At 66.1% G+C, this 24,506-nt stretch carries 18 protein-coding genes; 6 read left to right on the top strand and 12 right to left on the bottom strand.

Annotated elements, in window-relative coordinates:
- Window positions 1-33 precede the first annotated feature (33 nt).
- The 4 genes from tal to ACQY5K_RS02895 all read right to left on the bottom strand — a co-directional run bounded on the left by tal (window position 34) and on the right by ACQY5K_RS02895 (window position 4,984).
- The gene (tal, locus tag ACQY5K_RS02910) at window positions 34-1,167 is read right to left on the bottom strand and encodes a transaldolase (RefSeq protein ID WP_428119899.1); all 1,134 of its coding nucleotides are present in this window, start codon (window positions 1,165-1,167) and stop codon (window positions 34-36) included.
- A 124-nt stretch (window positions 1,168-1,291) separates the two neighbouring features.
- Window positions 1,292-3,256, bottom strand: a complete 1,965-nt coding sequence (tkt, locus tag ACQY5K_RS02905; protein WP_419920305.1) for a transketolase — start codon at window positions 3,254-3,256, stop codon at window positions 1,292-1,294.
- Between the two features lie 87 nt (window positions 3,257-3,343).
- The gene (locus ACQY5K_RS02900; protein WP_428119897.1) at window positions 3,344-4,519 is read right to left on the bottom strand and encodes an FIST signal transduction protein; all 1,176 of its coding nucleotides are present in this window, start codon (window positions 4,517-4,519) and stop codon (window positions 3,344-3,346) included.
- 15 nt (window positions 4,520-4,534) lie between these two features.
- On the bottom strand, window positions 4,535-4,984 hold the full coding sequence (locus ACQY5K_RS02895; RefSeq protein WP_419920303.1) for a hypothetical protein: 450 nt from the start codon (window positions 4,982-4,984) through the stop codon (window positions 4,535-4,537).
- A gap of 65 nt (window positions 4,985-5,049) precedes the next feature.
- On the opposite strand from ACQY5K_RS02895, the gene ACQY5K_RS02890 reads away from it, so the two are divergent.
- A complete protein-coding gene (locus ACQY5K_RS02890; protein WP_428119895.1) occupies window positions 5,050-5,505 on the top strand; it encodes a nitroreductase family deazaflavin-dependent oxidoreductase in 456 nt (151 codons plus the stop codon).
- A 32-nt stretch (window positions 5,506-5,537) separates the two neighbouring features.
- Here the strand turns inward: ACQY5K_RS02890 and ACQY5K_RS02885 are convergent, their stop codons facing one another.
- Window positions 5,538-6,722: a M20 family metallopeptidase gene (locus ACQY5K_RS02885; protein ID WP_428119893.1), complete on the bottom strand. Its 1,185-nt coding sequence runs from the start codon at window positions 6,720-6,722 to the stop codon at window positions 5,538-5,540.
- A 189-nt stretch (window positions 6,723-6,911) separates the two neighbouring features.
- On the opposite strand from ACQY5K_RS02885, the gene argG reads away from it, so the two are divergent.
- The gene (argG, locus tag ACQY5K_RS02880; RefSeq protein WP_428119891.1) at window positions 6,912-8,312 is read left to right on the top strand and encodes an argininosuccinate synthase; all 1,401 of its coding nucleotides are present in this window, start codon (window positions 6,912-6,914) and stop codon (window positions 8,310-8,312) included.
- A 20-nt stretch (window positions 8,313-8,332) separates the two neighbouring features.
- Here argG and ACQY5K_RS02875 read toward each other — a convergent pair whose 3' ends face one another.
- Together ACQY5K_RS02875 and tcuA are read right to left on the bottom strand one after the other, a co-directional pair.
- A complete protein-coding gene (locus ACQY5K_RS02875) occupies window positions 8,333-10,579 on the bottom strand; it encodes an NADP-dependent isocitrate dehydrogenase (RefSeq protein ID WP_428119889.1) in 2,247 nt (748 codons plus the stop codon).
- A gap of 102 nt (window positions 10,580-10,681) precedes the next feature.
- Window positions 10,682-12,211, bottom strand: coding sequence for an FAD-dependent tricarballylate dehydrogenase TcuA (gene tcuA / locus ACQY5K_RS02870; RefSeq protein ID WP_428119887.1), 1,530 nt, complete (start codon window positions 12,209-12,211; stop codon window positions 10,682-10,684).
- A gap of 86 nt (window positions 12,212-12,297) precedes the next feature.
- Between tcuA and ACQY5K_RS02865 the strand changes: the two genes are divergently transcribed.
- Window positions 12,298-13,458: an Ldh family oxidoreductase gene (locus ACQY5K_RS02865; protein ID WP_428119885.1), complete on the top strand. Its 1,161-nt coding sequence runs from the start codon at window positions 12,298-12,300 to the stop codon at window positions 13,456-13,458.
- Window positions 13,459-13,485: 27 nt separating this feature from the next.
- On the opposite strand, the gene ACQY5K_RS02860 is transcribed toward ACQY5K_RS02865, so the two are convergent.
- Window positions 13,486-14,343 (bottom strand): TauD/TfdA dioxygenase family protein, encoded by an 858-nt coding sequence (locus ACQY5K_RS02860; RefSeq protein WP_428119883.1) that lies wholly within the window; start codon window positions 14,341-14,343, stop codon window positions 13,486-13,488.
- A 4-nt stretch (window positions 14,344-14,347) separates the two neighbouring features.
- Complete coding sequence (locus ACQY5K_RS02855; protein WP_428119881.1) at window positions 14,348-16,462, bottom strand: 3-hydroxyacyl-CoA dehydrogenase NAD-binding domain-containing protein; 2,115 nt, start codon at window positions 16,460-16,462, stop codon at window positions 14,348-14,350.
- 145 nt (window positions 16,463-16,607) lie between these two features.
- On the opposite strand from ACQY5K_RS02855, the gene ACQY5K_RS02850 reads away from it, so the two are divergent.
- The 3 genes from ACQY5K_RS02850 to ACQY5K_RS02840 all read left to right on the top strand — a co-directional run bounded on the left by ACQY5K_RS02850 (window position 16,608) and on the right by ACQY5K_RS02840 (window position 19,807).
- The gene (locus ACQY5K_RS02850) at window positions 16,608-17,633 is read left to right on the top strand and encodes a branched-chain amino acid aminotransferase (RefSeq protein ID WP_428119879.1); all 1,026 of its coding nucleotides are present in this window, start codon (window positions 16,608-16,610) and stop codon (window positions 17,631-17,633) included.
- A 5-nt stretch (window positions 17,634-17,638) separates the two neighbouring features.
- On the top strand, window positions 17,639-18,241 hold the full coding sequence (locus ACQY5K_RS02845) for an HD domain-containing protein (RefSeq protein WP_419920294.1): 603 nt from the start codon (window positions 17,639-17,641) through the stop codon (window positions 18,239-18,241).
- A 333-nt stretch (window positions 18,242-18,574) separates the two neighbouring features.
- Window positions 18,575-19,807 carry an ATP-binding protein gene (locus tag ACQY5K_RS02840; RefSeq protein WP_428119877.1) on the top strand — a complete coding sequence of 411 codons (1,233 nt, stop codon included), beginning with the start codon at window positions 18,575-18,577 and terminating at the stop codon, window positions 19,805-19,807.
- A 133-nt stretch (window positions 19,808-19,940) separates the two neighbouring features.
- Here the strand turns inward: ACQY5K_RS02840 and ACQY5K_RS02835 are convergent, their stop codons facing one another.
- The 3 genes from ACQY5K_RS02835 to ACQY5K_RS02825 form a co-directional block, all read right to left on the bottom strand.
- Window positions 19,941-22,598 (bottom strand): AAA family ATPase, encoded by a 2,658-nt coding sequence (locus ACQY5K_RS02835; RefSeq protein ID WP_428119875.1) that lies wholly within the window; start codon window positions 22,596-22,598, stop codon window positions 19,941-19,943.
- Entirely contained in the window at window positions 22,595-23,728 is a 1,134-nt protein-coding gene (locus ACQY5K_RS02830; protein WP_428119873.1) for a metallophosphoesterase family protein, read from the bottom strand. The genes ACQY5K_RS02835 and ACQY5K_RS02830 overlap by 4 nt, the downstream gene beginning before the upstream one ends.
- A 127-nt stretch (window positions 23,729-23,855) precedes the next feature.
- Window positions 23,856-24,458, bottom strand: a complete 603-nt coding sequence (locus ACQY5K_RS02825; protein WP_428119871.1) for an MOSC domain-containing protein — start codon at window positions 24,456-24,458, stop codon at window positions 23,856-23,858.
- Window positions 24,459-24,506 lie beyond the last annotated feature (48 nt).

The following is a 24,506-nucleotide window of genomic DNA, read 5'->3' as shown; positions in this document are numbered from 1 at the left end:
TGCAACTAACTCGATGGTCGCGGCCAGCTCGGACTACACCAATACATCAGCCTTGGATTCAAGCGAGACGAGCAGTTCGTCGAAGCTCTTGGCAAACGCAGCCACGCCCTGTGCCTCGAGCGTCGCGGCGACGTCGTCGAGGTCGATGCCATGCGAGGCCACGGCATCGAGCACGTAACGCGCGGCAGCTTGGTCCGCGTCGACAGTGCGGCGGAGCTTGCCGTGATCGCAGAAGGCGGCCAGCGTGTCGTCGGGCATGGTGTTCACCGTGCGGGGACCGATGAGCTCGTCGACGTACAGCGTGTCGGGATATGCCGGGTTCTTCGTGCTGGTCGATGCCCACAACGGGCGCTGGCACTGCGCACCCAGTGCTTCGAGGGCTTCCCAGCGCGGACCGCTGAAGATCTCGGCGAAGCGACCGTACGCAGCTTGTGCTTGGGCCACCGCGGTGCGGCCCCGCAACGCCAGAGCGCTCTGAGTGCCAACGGCATCTAGACGGCGGTCCACTTCGGTGTCAGTTCTGCTGACGAAGAACGAAGCCACACTTGCGATGCCGCGCAGATCAGTCTCGCCGGCAGCGGCCCTGTCTTCCAGCCCGCTCACGTACGCCTCCGCCACCTGCTCGTAGCGGGCCACCGAGAAAATGAGCGTCACGTTGATGCTGTGGCCCCGGGCGATCATCTGCTTGATCGCCGGCAGTCCCTCGGCCGTCCCAGGAATCTTCACCATCAGGTTCGGGCGCGCGATGGTCTCGTGCAATTGACGTGCAGCGCGCACGGTCGCGTCGGTGTCGTGCGCCAGAGCTGGATCCACTTCGACCGAGACGAATCCGTCGGTGCCGCCCGATGAAGCGTGGACAGGACCGAGCGCGCTCAGCGCACCCGAGATGTCGCTGGTCACGAGCTGCCAGTACGCGCTGTCCACCGAGTCACCGCTGCGCACAAGATCGCCGAATTGTTCGTCGTAGTCGTCGGAGGATTCGATCGCCTTCTGGAAAATCGAGGGATTCGACGTCAGGCCGCGGATTCCGCGTTGTACCCACTGGTCCAGTTCACCGCCGGTCAGCCAGCCCCGCCGCAGGTTGTCAAGCCAGGGACTCTGCTGGTGCTCTTCATTCAGCGCCGCGAGCCGTCCGATCATGGCTCCGCCTCCTGTGCCATCTCTCATGTCGTATCCCTCCGCCGCGTCACGAGCGGCAGCGCTTCTGTCTTGGTCGCCGGTTGTTATTGGCTCAGTCTGTCCTGCCGGGCGCCGCGAACTCCGAATTTGCGGCGGTACCCCAGCTTGTGGGCTAAAAGAGCTTGCGGGCGGCATCGGCGATTGCTTGGGCTGTGAAGCCGAAGTGCGTCATCAACTCGCCGCCAGGAGCGCTCGCTCCGAAGCGATCCATGGTGACGGTGGCGTCGGCATAGCGGTCCCAGCCAAATGGTGCTGCAGCTTCCACGCCCAGGACGGGCACACCCTGAGGCAGCACCGACGACCGGTATTCGACGCTCTGAGCCTCGAAAAGGTCCCAGCTGGGCATCGACACCACCGTGGTGGCGATGCCGTCCGCTGCCAGCAGCCCGGCAGCCCCAGTGCAGCACTGCACCTCGCTGCCCGTGCCCGCCAGGATGACGGACGGAGACGGCGTGTCGATCAGGATGTACGCGCCGCGTGCCACCTGCCCTGATCGGTCTGTGCCGTCGAGCACAGGCACGTTCTGACGCGTGAGCACAAGTGCTGTGGGTCCGTCGCGGTTCACCGCGACCTGCCATGCCTGCGTGGTCTCGTTTGCGTCTGCGGGCCGGATGACGCAGAGGCCCGGGATTGCACGCAGCGACGCGAGGTGCTCGACGGGCTGATGCGTCGGTCCGTCTTCGCCGAGGCCGATCGAATCATGACTCCATGCGAACACCGATTTGGCACCGCTCAGCGCTGCCAGTCGCACGGCCGGCCGCATGTAGTCGCTGAACACGAGGAATGTGCCGACCACGGGCAATACGCCACCGTGCAGTGCCATGCCGTTGGCGATTGCGCCCATCGCGTGTTCGCGCACCCCGAAGTAGAGCTTGCGTCCGCCGGGATTCGCCGCAGACAGAACTTCGGCGGTCACGTTGGTGCCGGTGTTGCCGGTGAGGTCAGCGCCTCCGCAGATGAGCGCGGGAACGGTGTCGAGAGCGGCGTCGAGGACTCGATTTGCAGCGACTCGCGTCGCCATCTGCGTGCCGGCGTCGAACACTGGCGTGGACCCTTCGGCGTCGCCCGTGGCCCGAGCTGACCACAGCGCTTCCAGCCACGCGCGATCGTGACCGCTCGCAGCGAGCCGCGATTCCCACGCGAGACGTTCGGATTCGCCTCGTCGCCCTGCTGCGAGGTAGGCCTGCGCAACGTCGTGGTCCACGACGAATTCGGCATCGGGATCCATACCCATGGCGCGCTTGGCGGCGGCGATCTCGGCGGCATCGGTGATTGCGCCATGCGCCGCAGAGGTGTCGATGGCGGTGGGCATCGGGTATCCGATATGGCTGCGTACAACGATCATCGACGGGCGGTCGCTGACGAGCAGCGCTCCTCGTATCGCGCGCTCCAGCGTGTCGAGGTCCTCGGCGGCTTCGCCGACATCTGTGACGTGCCAGCCGTACGCCTCGAAGCGACGTGCTGCGTCGTCGCTCAGCGCCAGGTCGGTGCTGCCGTCGATCGTGATGCGGTTGTCGTCATAGATACCGATCAGCCTGCCGAGTTGCTGATGACCGGCGAGTGAGGCGGCTTCGTGGCTGATGCCCTCCATCAGGTCGCCGTCGCTCACGATGACGAACGTGCGATGGTCGACGAGGTCGGCCCCCAAGCGCGCCCGCAGGTTCCGCTCGGCGATCGCCATGCCGACCGCGTTGGCGAAGCCCTGACCCAGCGGGCCGGTCGTCACCTCGACACCTGGCGTGAGTCCCCGCTCGGGATGCCCGGCGGTGATCGAGCCCAGCTGGCGGAAGGAACGGATGTCGTCGAGCGTCACGCCGTAGCCCAGCAGGTGCGTCATCGCATAGATGAGCATCGACGCATGGCCGGCGGAGAGGATGAAGCGGTCCCGGTCGGACCAGTCCGGTGCAGTGGCGTCGTACCGCATGATGCGGGTGCACAGCACATGTGCCAGGGGTGCCAACGCCATGGCCGTGCCGGTGTGCCCGCTGCCTGCGCGCATCACCGCATCGGCGGCCAGCGCCCGGATCGTGTTGATTTGGCGGGCTTCGAGGTCGGGGCTCACTGTTGTAGGGCTCACTGTTCGGGGCTCACGATTCTGTGTTGCCGGCTCGTTACTCGGCGATCATGGCTTGCTGGGAGTCCTGTCATCGCTGGGTTTGCACCGTCATGGGGCGTCGTCGCAGTCGGCGAACAACGCCATCGAGGCAGTGAAGCCGTGCACATACGAACGCGGGCCGACCGGGCCGATTTCCCCGGCGCAGAACATCCCGCCCACCTCGGCGCAGGCGCGCTCGGAAAGGATCGCGGCGTCGTGGTGCGCAGTGTCGAACAGATGCGTGCCACGACCGTTGCACGTGAACAGCAGCGCTCCCTGCGCCGTCGTTGATTCTTCGAGCGCTGCTCGCAGGTCTTGGTCCGCGGTCCGGGCATCGCGCACGTGGAATTGAACGGTTGCACCGATAGGGGCCTCATCGCCGATTGCCATAGCGCCAGTGGAGCGGTCCGCGCCGAGAACGCCGCGGATCAGGAAGTCGCCGCGTTCGAACTCGATCTTGCGCTCATCAGTCACCCGGCCGACGTGCAGCCCGCGTTGGACAAGGCTCTGATCGGCGGGTTCAAGCTGGGAGAACGTTCGCTGCAGCCGTTCGAACGGCGGCTTCCCGCCCAGGGCACGCACGATGTTGCCCTCCGCGGAGGTGATGATGTACGGCTGGCCGATGGGCCGGCAGCCTTGGGAGACCAGATGCGTCACCGTCGCCGAGCCGCCGACCACGAGCGCAGCTGCGCCGTCAGAGTGCACGCTGCCGTCGACGACGACCCGGTTGCCGCCGGGCATGGGCGCAGCGGACGCCATGCCGCCCAGGACGCTTACCTGCGGCCAGCGGTCGGCCCAGTGCGTGAGCGCAGCATCGACGGGAAACGAGAACGGGTCCGCCAGCAGGATCAACGAGTGATCCCCTGTGGCCACGACGTCGGAGAATGCCGCCGCCAGCGCTTCGTCGTCCGACCCCGGGTCTGGCACGCCGGCGAGCCTCACAGCACGCGCCCTGGGCCCATTGCCGAAGCCCAACGTGCCCGCCCACAGCACCACAGCGGTGTCGTCTTCGATCTCACGCTCTCCGGCCGCGACAGAACACGCCGTTGTGCCGATGAACGCTGTCGGATCGAGCAGTTCGGTGATCGTCGCCGCGATCTTCTCCGTCGCCCTGGCGTGCTCACCTGATGTGAACAGAAGTGCGATGTCCGGCGAGGGCCCGAGGCGGTCCAGCACGCGCCCGACGACTTCGCCAACGGCGATGCCAGGATCGATGTGCTGTGACAGCCCGACGGTGAACGGCATGGACGACCGACCTGCCTATCCCGCTTGTTCCGCGGGCGTTCCGGTCCATCCGCCCCCAGTGGGCGCCGGACTTTCGTCGTCGTCGGCGGGAGGGGTCATGGTCAACGGCACCACGACGGCGTCACCCTGATCGATCCGGCAATGGGCCTCGATAGTGGACGGCTCGTCGAACGTGAGGTCAGCCTGGACGAGGTTGTAGCCGAACTTGCCTGGCTCCACGCTGAGCGGCTGCACGTTGCGGGCGACCTGGGTGTCGCCGCGCACGAAGCGCACTTCGAGCGCTGCGAGACCGCTGTGCGTGGACGGGCAGCGAACGAGCACGAGCATGTGCGGGTTGACGGTGACCGGGAATGGCCCGGGTGCGGCCATCGAGAAGTGCACGCCTCCGAGATCGATGCGGGCTGCGCCGCCAGCGGCCTCGCGCATATCGAAGTGCTCGATGAACAGGGCCGACATGATCTGCACACTCAGGATCGTAGGCGTGCAGCAACCTCGGCTCGCGAACGCTTCGCCAACGTAGATTTCACCGTATGACTCACAGCGACAAGTTCGACGGCGACTACGGGCCCAGCACCTGGGATTGGGTGGAGGAGCAGGCCGATGCGTACGAGGCATCGGCAGGCACCGATGCCAACACGCTGCGCGACACCGGCTTGCCGATCATCGTCATGACCACGCTGGGACATCGCACTGGGCTGGTGCGCAAGGTTCCGCTGATGCGCGTCGAGCACGAGGGCGAGTACGCCATTGTCGGCTCCAAGGGCGGCGCACCCGCGCATCCGGGCTGGTACCACAACCTCGTGGCCGACCCGACCGTGTTGATCCAGGACGGTCCCGAGCCCTTCGAGACGACGGTGCGGCTCGTGACCGGCGACGAGCGTGCCACATGGTGGGAACGCTGCGTGGCAGCCTTCCCGCCCTACGCCGAGTATCAGGAAAAGACCGACCGCGAGATCCCCGTCTTCATCACTGCGCGCCCCAGCTGAGCCCAAAGGCGCAGGGGTCGCGCAGGAGTGGCTCAGCGCAGCAGCAGCTGGCGGTAGACCGAAGCGGCACGTTCGAGCTCGGAGATGTCGACCCACTCGACGGCCTGATGCGCTTGGTCGATCGAACCCGGGCCGAACACGACGATCTGGTCAGCGACCTCGCCGTAGCGCAGGGCATTGGTGCCGTAGTCCGCGACGGTCGCTTCGTGCCCTGACATCTCGGCAAGCGCGGTTACCAGGTCGCTCCCAGGGGCCTGGAAGAACGCGTTGCTGCCAAACCCGTTCGCCAACTTCACCTTGACACGGGCCGGGAGCGCTGCGGCACGTATCAGCTCCGTGAGACGGGCGAATTCCTCCTCGTAGTCCTCGGTGTCGGCGATGCGCCGCCCGACGTACAACTTGCAGTGGTCGGGCACGATGTTGCGTGCGCGACCCCCGCTCATCTCGTTGACCGAGACGGTGCCGGCGCCCAGTGCGCCGACCTCGCGCTGGTTCGCCAGCCGTTCCGCTTCAGCATCGACTGCGGCCACGATGCGGGCCCCGGCTGACAGCGCATTGATGCCGAGGTGGGGCTTGGACGAGTGCGCCGCACGGCCCTCCACCTCGACTTCGAGGCCCAAGCCGCCTTTGTGGCCATATACGGGTGCGCACATTGTCGGCTCGGCGACGACGATCTGTTCGCGGCGCTCACCGCGTTCGAGCAGCCGGTCCCGGTAGGCGGACGCGCCGGCCAGTCCGCCCCCTTCCTCCGAAATGGTCCCCACCAGCTCGACGATGCACATCGGCTGCCGCCCGGCGGCGGTCATCTCGCCCATCACGGCGAGCACGACGGCCATGGTCGCCTTGGTGTCGACAGCCCCCCGTCCCCAGACACGGCCCTCGGTGATGCGGCCGTCGAAGGGGTCGCCTTTCATGTGCTCGACGCCGACGGTGTCGAGGTGCACGTCGACGGTGAGCATCCGCTCGGTGCGGCCGGCGAAGCGGGCGTACACGTTGGGCCGTCCCGGCTCGATCTCGTCCAGTTCGACCTCGGCGCCGAGGGCCTCGGCTCGTTGCGCCACCCAGTTGGCCATATCGGCTTCGGCGACGGTGCCTGAGCGCGGCCCGTGATGCATCGGGTTGACGCTGGGGATGCGCACCATCTCGCTCAGCAGCTCGGCCATCGACTGGCCCGTCGCTGTGCCGCCAGTCGTGCCTGTCGCCGTGCCGTCGTTCATGAGTCACCCCTTCGTGGCGGAGCGTACGCGCGGCGGTAGCCGTGCGTGGAGGTACTCCATCGCTATGTGGGTTCGCCCGCGGTCGGACCCATGGGGCCGAACAGCACTTGCCAATCGGCGAGACCAGTCCGCAGAGGTGGATTCGCCGCCATGCAAGCCTCGATGGCTGAGGCCGTACCGTTGGGGTCCATGTCGAATGGTATTGAGGACACGACCTCGCCGTCGGCGAGCGGAGTCCCGGCGGCCGGCGGTGCGCGTGTGCTGTCTGCGCTGCCGGCAGCCGAGCGGGTGGGCATCGCCTTCTCCGGTGGACTCGACACATCGGCGGCGGTTGCGTGGATGGCCGAGCGGGGTGCGCTCGTGTGGGCCTACACGGCCGACCTCGGCCAGTACGACGAGCCGGACCTGTCGGGTGTGCCGCAGCGGGCGCTCGACTACGGCGCTCATGCGGCACGCCTGGTGGACTGCAGGGCCGAGCTCGTGCGAGAGGGTCTCATGGCGCTGCAGTGCGGCGCGTTTCATATCTCGACGGCGGGCCGCACGTACTTCAACACGACGCCGCTGGGGCGTGCAGTGACCGGCACGATGCTGGTGGCTGCCATGGCCGAAGACGGCGTGGACATCTGGGGCGACGGCTCGACCTACAAGGGCAATGACATCGAGCGGTTCTACCGCTACGGCTTGCTTGTCAATGCCGGGCTGCGCATCTATAAGCCGTGGCTGGACTCGGCATTTGTAGATCAACTCGGCGGCCGTGCCGGCATGAGCGAATTCCTGGTGTCGCGCGGCCTGCCGTACCGGGACCCCACCGAGAAGGCGTACTCCACCGATGCGAACATCTGGGGCGCCACCCATGAGGCGAAGCGCCTGGAGGACCTGGCGACCTCGATGGAGATCGTCTCGCCGATCATGGGCGTGGCGCACTGGGACCCTGCGGTCGATATCGAGCCTGAAGACGTGACCGTCCGGTTCGAGGCAGGCTGGCCGGTGGCGATCGGCGGACGGGAGTTTGCTGCTGGAGGTGCCGAGGGCAGCGACCACGTTGCACTGGTAGTGGAAGCCAATGCCGTTGGGGGCCGTCACGGCCTCGGCATGAGTGACCAGATCGAGAACCGTGTGATCGAGGCCAAGTCGCGGGGCATCTACGAGGCCCCGGGCATGGCGCTGCTGCACATCGCCTATGAGCGCTTGCTGTCAGCAATTCACAACGAGGCCACGCTCGAGAACTACCGCACGATGGGGCGTCGCCTCGGCCGGCTGCTCTATGAGGGGCGCCGGTTCGACCCGCAGTCGCTCATGCTGCGCGACTCGCTGCTGCGCTGGGTCGGCTCGAGCGTCACCGGCGAGGTCACGCTGCGGCTGCGCCGCGGCGACGACTACTCGGTGCTCGACACCATCGGCGCTGGTCTGACCTATGAGCCTGACCGGCTCTCGATGGAACGTGTCGAAGACGCTGCGTTCGGTCCGGCGGACCGGATTGGGCAGCTCACCATGGCGAATCTGGACATCGCCGACAGCCGTGCAAAGCTCGCTGCCTACCGAGAGTCAGGCCGCCTGGGTGAAGGCGGCTTCGCCGAGCTCGACTCCTGACCCGCTCGTCCGACCCCCTCTCAGGCCTGCGTCGCTGAGCGGAAGTCGTCGAGGATCTGATTGAACGTTGCGCTGGGCCGCATGGCGGATTCGGCGAGGGAAGGATCGGGCAGGTAGTAGCCGCCAATGTCCATCGGCGTGCCCTGACAGTCGATCAGCTCGGCGATGATGGTGTCTTCGCTGTCGGCGAGCGCCGCCGCAAGCGATGCGAAGCGCACGGCGAGAGCGAGGTCGGTGCCCTGGCGGGCCATCTCGGCGGCCCAGTGCTTCGCAAGATGGAAGTGGCTCGCGCGGTTGTCGGGTTCGTGGACCTTGCGGCTGGGAGCTCGCCCTTCTGCGAGCCATGTGCCGTTGGCCGCATCGAGGGTGTCCGCAAGCAGTTGAGCAGCGGCGTTGCTGGCGACCCGCGCCAGGTGCTCCAGCGAGACGGCAAGCGCCAGGAACTCGCCGAGGCTGTCCCACCGAAGGTGGTTCTCGGCCTCGAATTGCTGGACGTGCTTCGGTGCGGAGCCGCCGGCTCCGGTTTCGAACAGTCCCCCGCCGGCCATCAGCGGAACGACCGAGAGCATCTTGGCCGACGTTCCGAGCTCTAGGATCGGGAACAAGTCGGTGTTGTAGTCGCGCAGCACGTTGCCCGTCACCGAGATGGTGTCGGAACCGCGACGGATGCGCTCGAGAGAAAAACGGCAGGCGTCGGTGGGAGCCATGACGCGGATGCCCAGTTCATCGACGGAGCGTCCTTCGGCGCGAAGCGCGGCCAAACCGTCGTCGACCTTCGTGATGAGCTCAGCGTCGTGGGGACGGTCGGCATCGAGCCAGAACACGACGGCCGCCCCGGTTGCCTCTCCGCGCTGCACCGCGAGGTCCACCCAGTTGCTGATTGCGGCGTCCTTGGTCGTGCACATCCGCCAGATGTCACCCTGCTGGACGGCGTGGCTCATCAAGATGTCCCCGGAGCTGGATACCACGCGCATCTCGCCTGATGCTGCGACCTCGAATGTCTTGTCATGGCTGCCGTATTCCTCGGCCTTGCGTGCCATGAGGCCGACGTTCGGCACCGAACCCATCGTCACGGGATCCAGAGCGCCGTTCGCCCGACAATCATCGATCACGGCCTGGTACACGCCGGCGTAGCTGGAATCGGGAATGACCGCTTTGGTGTCCGCCAAGGTGCCCTTCGGGTTCCACATCTGGCCCGAAGAACGGATCATCGCGGGCATGGAGGCGTCGACGATCACGTCGCTGGGTACATGCAAGTTGGTGATGCCGCGGTCGGAGTCAACCATCGCGAGCGGCGGACGATCTGCGAGCACCGCCGCTATGTCGGCCTCGACAACGGACCTTTGGGCGTCTGGCAGGTTCGCGATTGCCGCTAGGACGTTCGCCCAGCCGTCGTTGGGATCGGCGCCGGCGGCGTCGAGCACGTCGCCGTGTCGTTCGAACACCGGGGCGAAGAAGGCGCGCACCGCGTGACCGAAGATGATCGGATCCGAGACCTTCATCATCGTGGCCTTGAGGTGCAGCGAGAACAGCACGTCGGAGTCTTTGGCGTCGGTGATCTCCGCATCGAGGAAGTCCCGCAACGCCGCGGCTGACATGAACGTCGAGTCGACGACCTCGCCGGCGGTCACGGGCACCTTGCGCAGCGTCTGGGCGCTGCCGTCAGCAGCGACGTGGCAAATGTCCAGCGTGTCGTCGCTTGACATCGTCACTGACTGCTCATTCGAGCGGAAGTCGCCCTCGGACATGGTCGCAACGTGGGTCACCGAATCGGGCGACCATGGGCCCATTGAGTGTGGGTACTGGCGGGCGTAGTCCTTCACTGCACGGGGCGCGCGCCGGTCCGAGTTGCCCTCGCGCAGAACCGGATTGACTGCGGAACCCTTCACGCGGTCGTAGCGCTCGCGAATCGCCCGCTCGTCGTCGTTGGCCGGATCGTCCGGATAGTGCGGCACCGCGAAGCCATTGGCCTGAAGCTCGGCGATGGCGGCCTTTATCTGCGGGACGGACGCAGAGATGTTCGGCAACTTGATGATGTTCGCGTCGGGCTCCAAGGCCCACTCGCCGAGTTCGGCCAAGGCATCGGAGCTTCGAAGCGATTCGTCGAGCCAGTCGCTGAAGTTGGCGACGATGCGACCCGCCAAAGAGATGTCACGCGGCTCGACATCCACGCCGGCAGCCTCGGTGAACGTCGTGATGATCGGCAGCAGCGAGTATGTGGCCAGCGCTGGTGCTTCGTCGGTGTGCGTGTAGACAATTTTCGACATAGCGCTGCGACGCTATCGCTCGCCGGTTGCACGGTGACGGGCCCAAGCACGGGCCCAGCGCGCAGACCAGATTGTCGAGGCCGGTTCATCAGGCCCAATTGATCAAGTACTGGGGCGCAGAGCGTGCAATGCGGCGGAGGTCCCGGCTTGGCGACCGAACACTGCTCCGGCGCTCAGGCCCGAGCCTCCCGGATAATTGCCATAGAACAGTCCGCCGACGAGCTCTCCCGCGGCATACAAGCCGCTGATCGGCCGCAGATCGGTATCCAGCACGCAGCCGGTGTCGTCGATGCGCAGGCCGCCGAACGTGAACGTCAGCCCGCAGGTCACCCGGAAAGCCGTAAAGGGCGGCGTTTCCAGCGGCATGGCCCAGTTCGTCTTGTCGGGGCTGAGGCCGGAGGTGCGGCGCCCGTCGAGCACGTTGGGGTCGAACGCGACGCCGCGGTCGACGGCTGCGTTGAACTCAGCGATGGTGGCCATGGCCGCCTCGGTGTCGACGTCTTCCATGCGCCCGCAGAGCTCCGCGATGCTGCCGGCGGTGACCCTGGTGACCTGCCGGATGCGGTACTCGTCACGCAGCAGGTGGTCAGTGCTGGCGTCGAAGACCTGCCATGCAGAGTGCCCAGGCTGGGCCAGGATCTCCCGGCCGTAGCGGGCGTAGGTGTAGTTGCGGAAGTCGGCGCCCTCGTCCACGAATCGCTTGCCGTTCCGGTTCAGCACGATCCCGAACGGGTAGCTGTGCTTCTGGAAGCCGTCGCCGACGGCCAAGTCTCCGAATTCGGGGGCGTTGTAGTCCCATGCCACTGCGTGAGCGCCGCTCCAGTTGCCGTATGGCATGGCCCCGGCATCGAAGGCCATCGCGATGCCGTCGCCGGTGTTGAAACGAGTTCCGCGCACCTTGGCGAGATCCCAGCCGGGCCCGAGATAGCGGGTGCGCCACTCGGCGTTGGCCTGGAACCCGCCTGAGGCCAGCACCACCGCACTGCACGCGGCCTCGACCATGCGGCCCTGTCGCCGGATTCGCACCCCGCGCACGGCGCCGCTCTCGTCGAGCACCAGTGATCGTCCCGCAGCTTCGTGCCACAGGTCGATGCCGTTGCGATCCAGCGCCGTACGGAGCGACTCGACAAGTCCCTCGCCGCCGCCCACCGACTCGACCGTGAGGCCACCCCAGAACTTGAAGCGCCCGTCCACTTTGAAGGCCTGGCGTCCCCAGATCGGCGCGAACCTCACACCATGGCTCGCCATCCACAGCAGGGTTTCATTGCTGCGGGTGACAAGCGTGTCCGCCAGTTCGGGATCGCACCTGTAGTCGGTAATGCGGCCCAGGTCTGCGTAGAACTCGTCTTCGGTGTAGGTGCCGAAATCGGTCATCTCGACTTCGGCATCGGTGAGGTCGGGCATCAGTGCGCGCAGGTCGTCGACGCCGTCGTAGGCGAAGCGGATTGCGCCGGCCGTGAAGCGGCTGTTCCCGCCAGCTTCGGCCTCGGGCGCCCGTTCGAGCACCAGCACCTCGGCGCCTCCCTCGTGTGCCGCCAGCGCGGCGCACATGGCGGCATTGCCGGCCCCGACCACCACGACTTCGAAGTGCTGCGGGTGCTCGGGCGTCGGCGCGACATCGGGCTGACTCACGTCGGGCGAGCCTATGTGGGTCATCGGAACGGTGCGGGTTGGTGGCGAGTTGGGAACGGTGTCGGTGCGCGACGTACGCTGCCGCGATGAGCGAAACCCGTACAACCAGTGACGCTGCGACCGCCGATGTTGCCGCCGATCAGCCCGTCGTGATCGACCATGAACGCCTGGCTGGCTTCATCGCTGAGATCTTCCGGCATACCGGGTGCTCGGATGCCGAAGCCGAGCGCATCGGCGCCAGCCTCGTGGGTGCGAACCTTGCCGGCCACGACAGCCACGGGGTCATCCGCTCAGCTCTCTACGTCGAGCTCCTGGCCAACGGCGTTCAGTTGGCCGACCAGGAGATCAAGGTGCTGATCGACTCGGGTTCGCTGATGCTGGTGGACGGTCAGTACGGCATGGGTCAGACCGTCGGGCCGGCAGCTGTGGCACTCGGCATCGAGCGATGCAAGGAGTTGGGCGTAGCCGTCGTGGGGCTGCGCAACGCCGGGCACCTCGGACGCATCGGTGAGTACGCTGAGATGGCCGCAGCCGAAGGCCTTGTCTCAGTGCATTTCGTGAACGTTGCCAACAGCCGGCTGGTTGCACCTTTCGGCGCCAAGGAGCGGCGGATGGGCACCAACCCGTGTGCATATGGCGCGCCCGTCGCCGGTCGCCGTCCCGTCATCCATGACTTCGCCACCTCGGTCGTGGCCGAGGGCAAAGCCATGGTTGCGCTGCACGGCGGTCCGGCGGTGCCGGAGAACGCGTTGGTGTCTGCCGAAGGCGAGATCACCGGCGACCCACGGGTGCTGTACAGCTTCGCAGACGGCCAGCGGCCCAACTCCATGGACGGTCCCGGAGCGCTGCGGGCGATGGGGGAGCACAAGGGCTCGGGCATCTCGGTCATGTGCGAGCTGCTCGCGGGAGCGCTCACCGGCACGGGCACAGCGGGGCCCCGCCGGGTCAGGTTTGCCAACGGCATGCTCTCGGTGTACGTCGACCCGGCTCAGATCGATGCTGCTGTCGGCGAAGCCGACGACGGCTACAACGGCATCGCGGCCGACTATCTCGACTGGTTCGGTGAGGCTGCGGCCATCAACCCCGACCATCCCGTGAAGCTGCCCGGCGACGTCGAGCACGAACGGCGTCAGCACCGCATGGCGAACGGCATCACGCTGCCCGCCGCGACGTGGGCGAGCATCTGCGCCGGTGCCCGGGCCGCGGGCGTGCCCGAGGCGACGATCGCTGCCGTCAGCGGCTCCTGAACGCAGGCCGGCTTCGAGCTGCTGGCCCTACTCGTCGAGGGTCGGCCCCCGGCCCTGCACACGGGTCTGACGCATGTAGCGGCGCCAACGGTCGGCGTCGTAGCCGGCACCGCGGTGCAGCATGCAGCGATTGTCGTAGATGACCGTGTCGCCTGGGCTCCAGCGATGCGAGTACACGTCTTCGGGTCGCGTCGCACCCGCGTTCAGCTCGTCGATCAGCCGGCGGCTGTCGATTCCCGGCCATCCGACGATTGATCGGGCGTGGGAGCCGACGTAGTAGTTCTTCGCGCCGTTACCGGGGTTGGTCCGCACGAGCCGCTGGGGGATCGGCGGCAGCGATGCAGCGTGGTTGGGGTCGACCGGGGCCACTTGGGTGCGGCTGAAGACGTAGTCGTGCAGCACCTGGAGCTCGTCGATCTCAGCTTGGCGTGACCCCTCGAGACGGGCGTAGGCGGCCCGCTGGCTGGTGTACTCGGTCTCGCCGCCCTCGCCGGGCACCTCATAGGCATGCAGGATCGACACGTATGACGGCACAAGCCGGAACGACGAGTCCGAGTGCCAGAGGTTGTTGCCCTTCTGGTTCCGGGTCCGCGGATCTGACTCGTCTCGTTTCCTGCCGGCGTCGATCACGTTGCCGATCGTGCCGAAGAATTCGATCTTGCCGGTCTTGCCGAAAAGGACATGGTTCGGCTCGGGCTCGCCGAGGCACTGAGTGAGCGCGAGTTGCGCCTCGTCGGTCATGTCCTGTCCCGGGAAATGCAGCAGCGAGTGGGTGTCGATGGCTTCGCGAAGCGCTGCGGTCGCCTCGGCGTCAAGTTCGGCGGTCAGGTCGATGCCGGTGACCCTGGCGCCGAAGTCGGGATGGATCGGCTCGATCGTCAGCATCGGTTCAGCTTTCGTAGCGGGCCAGCGAGCCGCCCTGCGCCGCAAGGCGTTCGAGCAGCGGGCTTGGCGTCCAGTGGTCCCCGCCGAGCGTCTGGTCGTAGTGGCAAATTCGATCCAGTACCTCGCCCAGCCCGATCTCGTCAGCCCAGTGCATAGGGCCGCCGGTGTACATGGGCCAGCCGTAGCCGTTGATCCAGGTGACGTCGACGTCGCTGCCCCGCAGGGCGATGCCCTCGTCGAGGATCTTGGCGCCCTCATTGACCATCGGGTACAAGCAGCGTTCGAGGATCTCCTGGTCGGTGACCTCACGCAGCGTCGCTCCCCGGTCAGAGGCGAAATCTCGGATCATCTGCTCGACCTCGGGATCCGGCGTCGACGCCCGGGTATCGGGGTCGTAGATGTAGTAGCCCCGGCCGTTCTTCTGGCCTCGCCGGCCCGATTCGCAGAGCATTTCGCGCACCGTCGAGCTCGACGAGGTGGCCTCGTTCCAGCCCACGTCGAGACCGGCCAGGTCGCTCATGGCGAAGGGACCCATCGGGAAGCCGAAGTCGAACACGACTTGGTCGATCTGGGCTGGCGTTGCGCCTTCGAGCAGCATCTTCTCGGCTTCGAGACCGCGCATGAACAGCATCCGATTGCCGATGAAACCGTGGCACACGCCGCACAGCACCGGCGTCTTGCCGATGCGCTTGCCGATCGACATGGCTGTCGCGATAGCGGTCTTCGAGGTGGCATCACCCCGCACGACTTCAAGCATTCGCATGACGTTGGCGGGGGAGAAGAAGTGCATGCCGATGACGTCTTCGGGCCGGGACGTGGCCGAGGCGATCTCGTTGACGTTGAGCGCCGACGTGTTGCTGGCCAGCACAGCCCCGGGCTTGCAGATGCCGTCAAGCTGGGCGAACACGTCCTTTTTGAGCGCCATGTTCTCGAACACGGCCTCGATCATCAGGTCGCATTCAGCGAAGTCGCCCATGTCGGTGGAACCCTGGAGGAGGCCCATACGGGTCTGCACGTCGTCGGAGGAGATGCCGCCGCGGGCCGCCGTCCGCTCGTAGTTGCGTCGGACCACGGCGAGGCCACGCTCCAGGCTCGCTTCGTCGCGTTCGACGAGGGTGACCGGGATGCCGATGTTGGCGAAGTTCATGGCGATGCCGCCGCCCATCGTCCCCGCCCCGAGAATGCCGACACGGGCGATGTCGACCTGCGGCGTGTCACGCGGCACGTCAGGCACCTTCTGTGCCGCACGCTCGGCGAAGAAGTAGTACTGCTGGGCGTTGGCCTGCGAGCTGCCCATCAACTCGCCGAAAATGCGCGCCTCCGCCGCGAGGCCGGCCTCGAAGTCACCCGTGTTAGCCGTGGAGACCGCTGCTTCGACACAGCGGATGATCCGGTCGGGCGCTTCAAAGCCGCGTGTCCTGCGGGCGATCGATGCCCGGTACGCCGCGAATTGCTCGGCGCCGAAGCCTTCAAGGCGTTCGTTGCGGTCACGGATGCGTGGCCGGGGCATGTTCTGTGCAGCGGCTCGCCGAGCGAATGCCACGGCACCGTCTTCGAGATCGGCCAGCGAGTCGCCCACGATCTCGCTGATCAGCCCGCACTCGAGCGCTTCGGCAGCGCCGATGGGGTTGCCACTGACCATCATTTCGAGCGCACGCTGCGGACCGGTGATGCGAGGCAGGCGCTGTGTGCCGCCGCCTCCGGGCAGCAAGCCCAGCTTCACCTCGGGCAGGCCGAACTGCGCCGAGCTGATCGCCACCCGGAAGTGCGCGCACAGCGCAACTTCGAGCCCGCCTCCGAGTGCGGTGCCATGGATGCCAGCCACGACCGGCTTGCTGCAATTCTCCATGGCTTCTTGGCCGGGCACGAGTGCCGGCGGCTTGGGCGGCTGGGAGAACTCGGTGATGTCCGCGCCGGCGATGAACGTGCGCCCGTCGCAGATGAGCACGATGGCTGAAGCGTCGCTGGCTTCGGCAGCGGCCATGCCGTCGATGAGGCCCTGGCGCACGTGATAGCTCAGAGCGTTGACCGGCGGATTGTTCACGATGATGAGTGCCACGTCGTCGCGGCGTTCCATGCGCACTGACTCGGTGATCTGGCTGGGGCCGTCCTGTGTCATGGGCCCGAAGCGTACGCAGCAGCCATGGTCGGTGTTCAGGCAAGAGCGTGTTGAGCCCGCAGATGCTGATATTTCGCCCTATGCGACAAGGGGTCGGCGGTACCATGCGGCTGTCCCGCCTCAAGCCGTGCCGAATGGAGCGCTGGTGACCGACAAGCCTGACCCGTTCACGGTCCCGTTTGGGACCATCTTCTGTGACTGGATGACCACGGCGCGCGCCGATGACGGGCCGTACATCTACAGCGGCGTAGCAGAGCCCTTCGGCGACTTCTCGATCAGCCCCGCGGCCCACGTACTGCACTACGGCAGTGCGATCTTCGAAGGACTGAAGGCGCACCGCCAAGTTGACGGGTCATTGGCGATCTTCCGGCTGGACCGCCATGTGGACCGCATGGTGTCGAGCGCAACCCGGCTCCGGCTACCGGCTATTGACGGCGATGTCTTGCATCAGATGGCCGTTGACGCAGTGGAGGCCAATGCCGGCGAGGTGCCCGATCCGCCTGGATCGCTCTACATCCGACCGACGCTCATCGGCACCGAGCCCGATATCGGCGCCGCAGCTCGCCCGACCCGCAGCGCGTTGCTGTACGTCGTGAATTGCCCGGTCGGTGACTACTTCAAAGGCGGGGTCCGGCCGCTGACCTTGCTGGTGGAGACCGAGATTCCCCGCACCGTCCCGCAGTTCGGCATGGTGAAGTGCGGCGGCAACTACGCCATGGCACTCGCGCCCACGCTGGACGCGATGGCTGGCAACGAGGCGATCGATCAGATGCTGTTTGCCACCGGCGGCGACATCACCGAGACGGGAGCCTCCAACTTCTTCTTGGTCGACGACGAGCGGGTCGTGACCCGCCATCTCGACGAGTCGTTCCTCCACGGTGTCACCCGAGCGTCAGTGATCGAGCTCGCTGCATCGCTGGGATACGAGGTCGAGGAACGGTCGATCGATCCAGAAGAACTCGTCGACTGGGCCGAACGAGGAGAGGCCTTCCTGTCCGGGACGGCTGCCGTGATCGCGCCCGTCGGCACCATCCTGGATGAGGGCAAGACGCTCACCGTGGGTGACGGGCAGCCGGGGGCCAACACGATGCGCCTGCGCCAGGCGCTCGTCGACATCCAGGTCGGCGCAGCGCCCGATCCGTTCGGCTGGCGCACGCCCGTGAAGGGCTGAGCCCCATGGTCAGCCAGGACGCCGGCCGCAACGTGTCCTGGACAGCGATGGAGCATGGGACGGCCGAGGACTACCAAGTCCTGATGCCGTGGCATTACGCGCACACCCGATCCCGGCTGGTCGACAACCTGCTTGACATCCTGGGTTGCCTGCGCGGCCCCACGCTGGGCTACCAGATCGACCGCTACGACCACTCCCTGCAGTGCGCCACGCGTGCGCTGCGCAATGGAGAGTCGACTGACCTGGTGGTGGCGGCCCTGCTCCATGACATCGGTGATTCGTTCGCGCCGGAAAACCACAGTGCGGCGGCGGCCGCGGTCCTGCAGCCCTACGTCGACGAGCGGACCCACTGGGTAGTGGCCCATCACGGGCTCTTTCAGGGCTACTACTACTTCGGTCACCTCGGCGGGGACCGCGACGCCCGCGAGCAGTGCCGGGAGTCCCCGCATTACGACGCCTGCTTGGACTTCTGCGAGAACTACGACCAGAATTGCTTCGACCCGAACTACCCCAACCTCGCCGCTGAAGACTTCCGCCCCCTGCTCGACGAGGTCTTCAGCCGCCCCTCACAGGTCCCCGCCACCGCCCCGCTGCAGACACCACGCTGATTGCCTGCCGCTGCTGACGGCACCGCATCGTCGCATCGTCGGCGGCTGGCACGCGAACTCCCTGTACTACGCGGTCGCGCCCAGCCTGAGCACTCTCACGGTGTCTGTCCGAGACATCCCCAAACGCACTCTAGGTCATTCCCAGAACGTATTACAGATGATTCCCAGAACGTACTATGAATCATTCCCAGAACGCGCTATAAACTATTCCTAGAACGCGTCATCGATCTCTTGTCCACATCGCTGTAGTGGGGTCGCAGCGTGCCCTGCAAAGACCGGAGTGCAATGCCCGAAGCAGCGTCGAGGCTCACCATGCCTGGCTACCTACCCCGCGTGGCCGACCTCCAGATCGAGGCCGCTCTTCGACGGCGCGGCGCGGTGCTGATCGAGGGCGCCAGGGGCTGCGGCAAGACGTGGACGGGCCGCAACCATGCCCGCAGCGAGGCCCGATTCGATGTCGAGGGCATGCGCTTGCTTGCCGCAGCCGATCCGGCATCGGCACTGGCCGGTGAGGTACCGCGCCTGCTCGATGAGTGGCAGAACGCCTCGGGTATCTGGAACCCGGTCCGGCGCGAGTGCGACGACAGGGCGCAGCCGGGGCAATTCATCTTGACGGGATCGGCCAGTCCCACCGATGACCTCACCCGGCACACCGGAACCGGCCGCGTGGGCCGGGTCTTGATGAGAACCATGTCGCTGTGCGAATCGGGGGCCTCGGGCGGCGCGATCTCCCTGCGGGGACTCTTCGAGGGCGAGGAACGGTCGTCGTTGCCGACACCCGGTGCCGCGTTGAGCGACATGGTGCGTCACCTTGTCGTCGGCGGCTGGCCCGGCGGCCTCTCGTTGGACCACGAGAGTGCTCGTCTGTCAGTGGGGGACTACATCGACGAGATCACGCGAGTCGATATACCGCAGGCGAGCGAGGTCCAGCACAATCCGGCAGCGGTGCGACGGCTATTGCGCTCGCTGGCGCGCAACGTCGCGACCGAGGCCCGCGAGACGAAGCTGGCGGCGGACATGGACGGTGCGACGCCCGGCCGGAGCACCGTCGGGGCGTACCTAGATGCGCTGCGGCGCATCTTCGTCGTGGAGGATCAGCCGGCCTGGTCGGTGACGCTGCGGTCGCGGGCGTCGTTGCGCAAGCAGGCAAAACGCCATTTCGTCGATCCGTCGATGGCGGCGTTTCTGCTGCGCGCGTCGTCGGAGCGGTTGCTGGCCGATCCGCGAACGCTCGGTCTGCTCTTCGAATCGCTGGTCGTCAGGGACCTGCGCGTGTACAGCGCACCGCTGGGCGGCGAGGTCTTTCACTATCGGGACGACACCGGCTTGGAGATCGATGCGGTCATCGAGCGCCATGACGGCGCTTGGATTGCTGCGGAGGTGAAGCTGAGTCCCGCGGCGGAGGCCGTGGACCGCGCCGCAGTCTCGCTGCTGCGGCTGCAGGACAAGATCGCAGTAGGTCGCACTCAAGACATGGCCGGCCTGATGGTGGTGACGTCGGTCGGCGCCGCGTACCGCCGGCCCGACGGTGTGCACGTAGTTCCCATCATCCAGCTCGGTCCGTAGTGTCCCGGTGGGGGCTGCGTGTCGAGCAAGGATCGTTCACTCGCCTTCCCATGCAGCGAGCTCGTCATCTGGAAGGGGCTCGAAGTGCGACTCTGTTGAGTCTCCAGTCTGGAGGACCAGGCGGTTCTCAGTCTTACGCCAGGCGCGGCGACATCGGCAGGTTGACCACCGTGGCATTCCCAACGTGGGCATAGCGGCCCGGGGTGCAGGTGAGGATGATCACTTGGCAGTGCCCGCTAGCAATGTTGATCGCGGCACCCATGCCTTGCAATCGGGATGGGTCGCTCCAGCCGAGTGCATCGTCGAGAACCACCGGCGCTCCGCCGCCGTCGGGGCTGACGATTGACGCACAGGCCAGCCGTGCGATGATTCCCATCTGCTCTTGCGCGCCGGTGCTGAGCTGGTTCACGGCGAGTGTGATGCCGTTGAGCGTGCGGCGGGAGACTGCCAGCGCGTCATCCACGTCGACCTCGAATGAGGTGTCGTAGACGATGCGCCCGTACTGCTCGATGCGTTGCTTGAATGGCGCGATGTATCGCTGACGTGCTTCGGTGCGCCGATGCTCAAAAGCCTGGTGAAGCAGCTTCGCGGCCTCCGCCCTGTCGCGGAGGCTGCGGTCCGATGCGATGCAACGATCCCGTTTGCTGCACACGGCGTCGAGTTGAGCCCCGAGGCCCTTCTCGCCTCGGAGGTCGAGACTGATCTGCAGGGTCCGCAGATCTTCGTGGTTCTGCGACAGCGCGGCCCGCGCCCGGCTCAACCCTTGTTCCGCGTTTGACAGACGGCTGCGCAGCGAGTCGATGTCGAGTTCTTCGAGCCTCGTCCGAGCAGCGTCTCGGTCAGATCGAGCCGTCCGTTCCGTTTCCCGTGCCGCAGCTACACGCTGGCCGAGCACTGCGTCGGGAAGCTGCGCCCTGGCGGTCTCCAGCTTCTGTGATGCGTTTATGGCGGCGTTGTCGGCAGCGACGATGGTCGCTGTCAAAGCGGCGTGATCGACTTCTTCTCCATGCAATGCCGTCTGCGCGCTGTCGAGAAGTGTCACGGCGGATTCGAAGGTTGCCTTCCTGCGTTTCAGTTCGTCACGCAGGTCGAGCGCAGCTCGAAGAGCAGTGTCGTGGTCGGGCGGTAGAGGAACATCAGCAGTGCGCTCGTTCGGATAGGCGGCGACTCGCGCCGAGAGCCGTTCGGCCTTGCTGGCCAGATCATCGACGGTCAGGTCGTCGAGGTCGCGTTCGATGTCGTCACGTGCTTGGCCGTGCTCGCGCGAGGCGGTATGACGGCGAACCAGCGCGTCGCGAGCTTCGGCGAGATCGGCTACACCGGCCTCGTCACAGAGCCCGCGCAACGCTGCTTCGGCCTCGACAAGCTTGCTGCCGAGTTGGCGCGATTCGTTTCCAGCGGTCACCGTGATCCTCAGCGAGCCTGGGACGACGAAATTGGCAGAGTCGACAACATCGGTTATCTGCTCGTCGCCTTCTTTCATATGCACGGCAACACCGTCGACGATGACTTCGAGGTCGCTCAAGCCGGTGGTCGCGACCGTGGCCGAACCAGCGTCCGCAGCAGCCTGTGCCTGAATGACGGCCTGTTGGGCAGCTTCAATCTGTGCGACGTCATCTTTGTCGAGATGTATGGATTCGATGACGGCGCTTGCAGCGTCGAGCTGCTCTTGCGCTGCTACAACACGCTCGTGACGCGCTCCGAGGTGTCTGGCTTCGATGATCTGCCTCAGATGTTCGCTGTCACGGTCTGCCAGCGCACTTGCCTGCTGGGTCTGCTCGAAGCGTTCCCGTGCTGTCCGGTGAGCAGCCTCAGCCTCATCATGGTGTCGTCGGGCTGCGGCCAATGCCGGTGCAGCTTGTTCGGCCTGCGTCCTTAGCTCGGCTGCTTCTTGCCGGAATCGTTCCTCCTCGTCGACGAGGTCTGTCCGTGCTTGATGGTCGGCCTGTGCGCGCTCGGCCTCGGTCTTCAGTCGCTCCAACTCAGTTTCACACCGGCTGAGCTCCTCCTCGACACCCTCGGCTGCGGTTACCTGCTGTTGGCATTCGTCGCAGGCCTCTTCGGCTTGGACCACTAGCTCCTGCAGGCGTTCCGCGTCCGAGGCCAGTCGCGCTGCTCGGTCGGCGTCTGCTTCGACCTCGGCGAGCTGCTGGGTCAACGACGCCACATCGGCCTCAGCGTCGGCCACGCTTCTATGCGAGTCGGTAAGGATGGTCTTGCGCTTGCCTGTCGACGTCCAGTACATGTCACGTTCGGCAGTGATCGCCTGCCAGATCCCGTCGTGACTGTCGCTCTCGCCGACGGCGCCTGCTGCGGTGTCAAGCGCGGCGCCGAGATCGGTGTCGGCGAAAGAGGGCAACGCCAATTCGGCACCTTGACGGACTTGGAGCGCTCGCAGCAAGTCGGTGTCGAGGGTCTCTGAGAGGATCGACTGCACGCGTTCGTGAGCCTCATCGCCGGTGAGCTGTTCGCGTTGTGGTGCTGAGACGTCGAGTGTGGTCATACGGCTGCGCCCCCACCGCTTAGCGAAGACGAACCGATACGGCCCGGTCGAGACTTCGGCCTCGACTTCAGGATCGGCGTCACGATGTACGGGCATGACCGATTTGACGCGTCGATGGCCGGAACGGTCCAAGAAGCGCTCGTCGAGGAGCAACTCGAGCGCCTCGACGAGGCTGGTCTTGCCAGCCTCGTTGTCGCCTTCGATCACGGTGACCCCGCACTCGTCGAAGGTCACTTCGGCATGATCGACGCCTCTGTAGTTCGTGAGCGTGATGCGGTGGATCCTCATGATGCGGACCTCACCAGGCGATGCAGCAGTGCCATCGCGTTCTGGGCCCGGACCGCCTCGGCAGGGTCGGGTGACTGGGCCAGTTCACGCAAGTCGCCCAATGCGTCGCTCGCAAAGCCCGACAGCCCAAGTGCGGAGGTCTCGGCGTCGTCAGGGACGACCACCAGATCTGATCTCCGTTCCCACGTCTCGAGAGCCGCAAGCAAGTCGGCGAAATGATCGAGCAACCGGTCGAGGCGCTCCTTTTGACCGAGTGCGAGCGAGCCGACGAGTGACAGCTTGACGACAGCCCGCTGCTTGTTTTCGAGGGCGTCGAGCCACTGTTCCAACGAGTCGATGTCTGCATCCGACGTGAGGTGAGAGTGGCGCTGCAGAAAACACCACCTGCCAACGCTGCGCGGCGTTACCTCGATCTGTCCTGGCTCGAGGTCAACGACGAGGACGTTTCCCGGATCTTCCTCCCGGTAGTCGGTCGGCTCGGGGGCACCTGAGTACCAGACACGACCTGTCGTGCCTTCGTCGGTTGTGGAGTGTCGATCGCCGAGCGCGACGTAGTGGATTTCGCCTGTCTCAACGCGCTCTTCCAATCGCTCCAGCGAAATGAGGGCAGGATCGGTCGCATCGGGCGAGCGACTGTCGAGCGCGCCGTGGCCGACGATGATGCGAAGCGCCGCAGACGGCACCGCAGCTGCGCACGCCTGATCTACCAAGTCTTGGAGTGGGCGTTTGGACGTCCAAGGCGCGGCAACCAATTCGACGTCTTCAGCTACCTGAATCGGCACAGAATCCTCTAATACGACGACATTCGGCTGTCTCCGTTCGCGAAACGTGTTCGAGCGGAAGATCGAGGCGGCATTCAGCGGGTCGTGATTGCCAGGCAGGAGGTAGAAGGTCACCTCTGGTGTGGCGGCCATCGCATCAAGGGCGCGGGTGAGCACCTGGCGGTCGATCTGGTTCGACTCGAAGACGTCGCCGGATGCGACGACGAACTCGCACCCTTCGTCGACCGCAAGCTGGCCGATGGTCCCCACAGCGTCGAGCCGTGCTTGGCTGAACCTCGGCTGGGCCTCGCCGTCGAGGAAGTGACGCGTCATCCCGAGTTGCCAGTCGGCTGTGTGTATGAATCTCATGGACTAGGACCGTAGTGACGGGGTGTAACCAACATCCCCTCGTTATCCGGCCGGTGGACGATGAAGGCACTTCGGAGCCAGGACGGAACCGATGGGAGGGAGAGCGCCATGCAAGGGCGCAGTCGGGTCAGAGGCGGGTGACGGAGTCGCCGACGCCGACCGTGCCGGGCCGGATCACACGGCAGTTGGCGCCCCGCATGCGCAGGTCACGGCCTTCGCCAGTGTTCACGAACCGCAGGGCGTAGCGGCCGAATCGGGCTGCGAACTTGGCGCAGCCCCTGTGTGGTTTGGCCGTGACCTCCACGATGGCATCGCCGAGTCTCAGTTGGGTGCCGGCGGGCAGCGTCTCGTGACTGATGTCCAAGTCCGCATAGATCTGATCGCCGGCGAGCGGCCAGCGTTCGACCGGTCCGATGATGACGGCGGCCGCACGCGCGCTCATGATGGTGAGCTGAGCATCCGGGTGCGGCCCGCCATCGGCTGATGTTGGTGAGCCTCGCTGGTTCCACGTGTCGCCCTCGATGCCCTCGTCCGTGCTGATGCGGGCCTCGCTCAGGACCTCCCGGGCATCTATAGCCGGACGGCGGACGATGAGCTCGATCACGCCGCCCTCAGCCGGTGCATTGCGAATGTGCGGCAGTGAGGCCGCCAGCTCGCCGGTGCTGCGGTGGAGCGTCTCGTCGGCGCCTTCGTGCCTAGCGGCGGTGCCGGTTTCCGCTGATGCGTTCATGAAGGGCTGCCTCACAGTGTGATCGTCGGTTGCGGGCCTGACACGGCG

This window comes from Candidatus Poriferisodalis sp. (genome assembly GCF_965262965.1).
Taxonomy (GTDB): domain Bacteria; phylum Actinomycetota; class Acidimicrobiia; order Acidimicrobiales; family Poriferisodalaceae; genus Poriferisodalis.
Note: the sequence above shows the minus strand (reverse complement) of the source record. Positions and strands in the feature narration are given on the sequence as shown.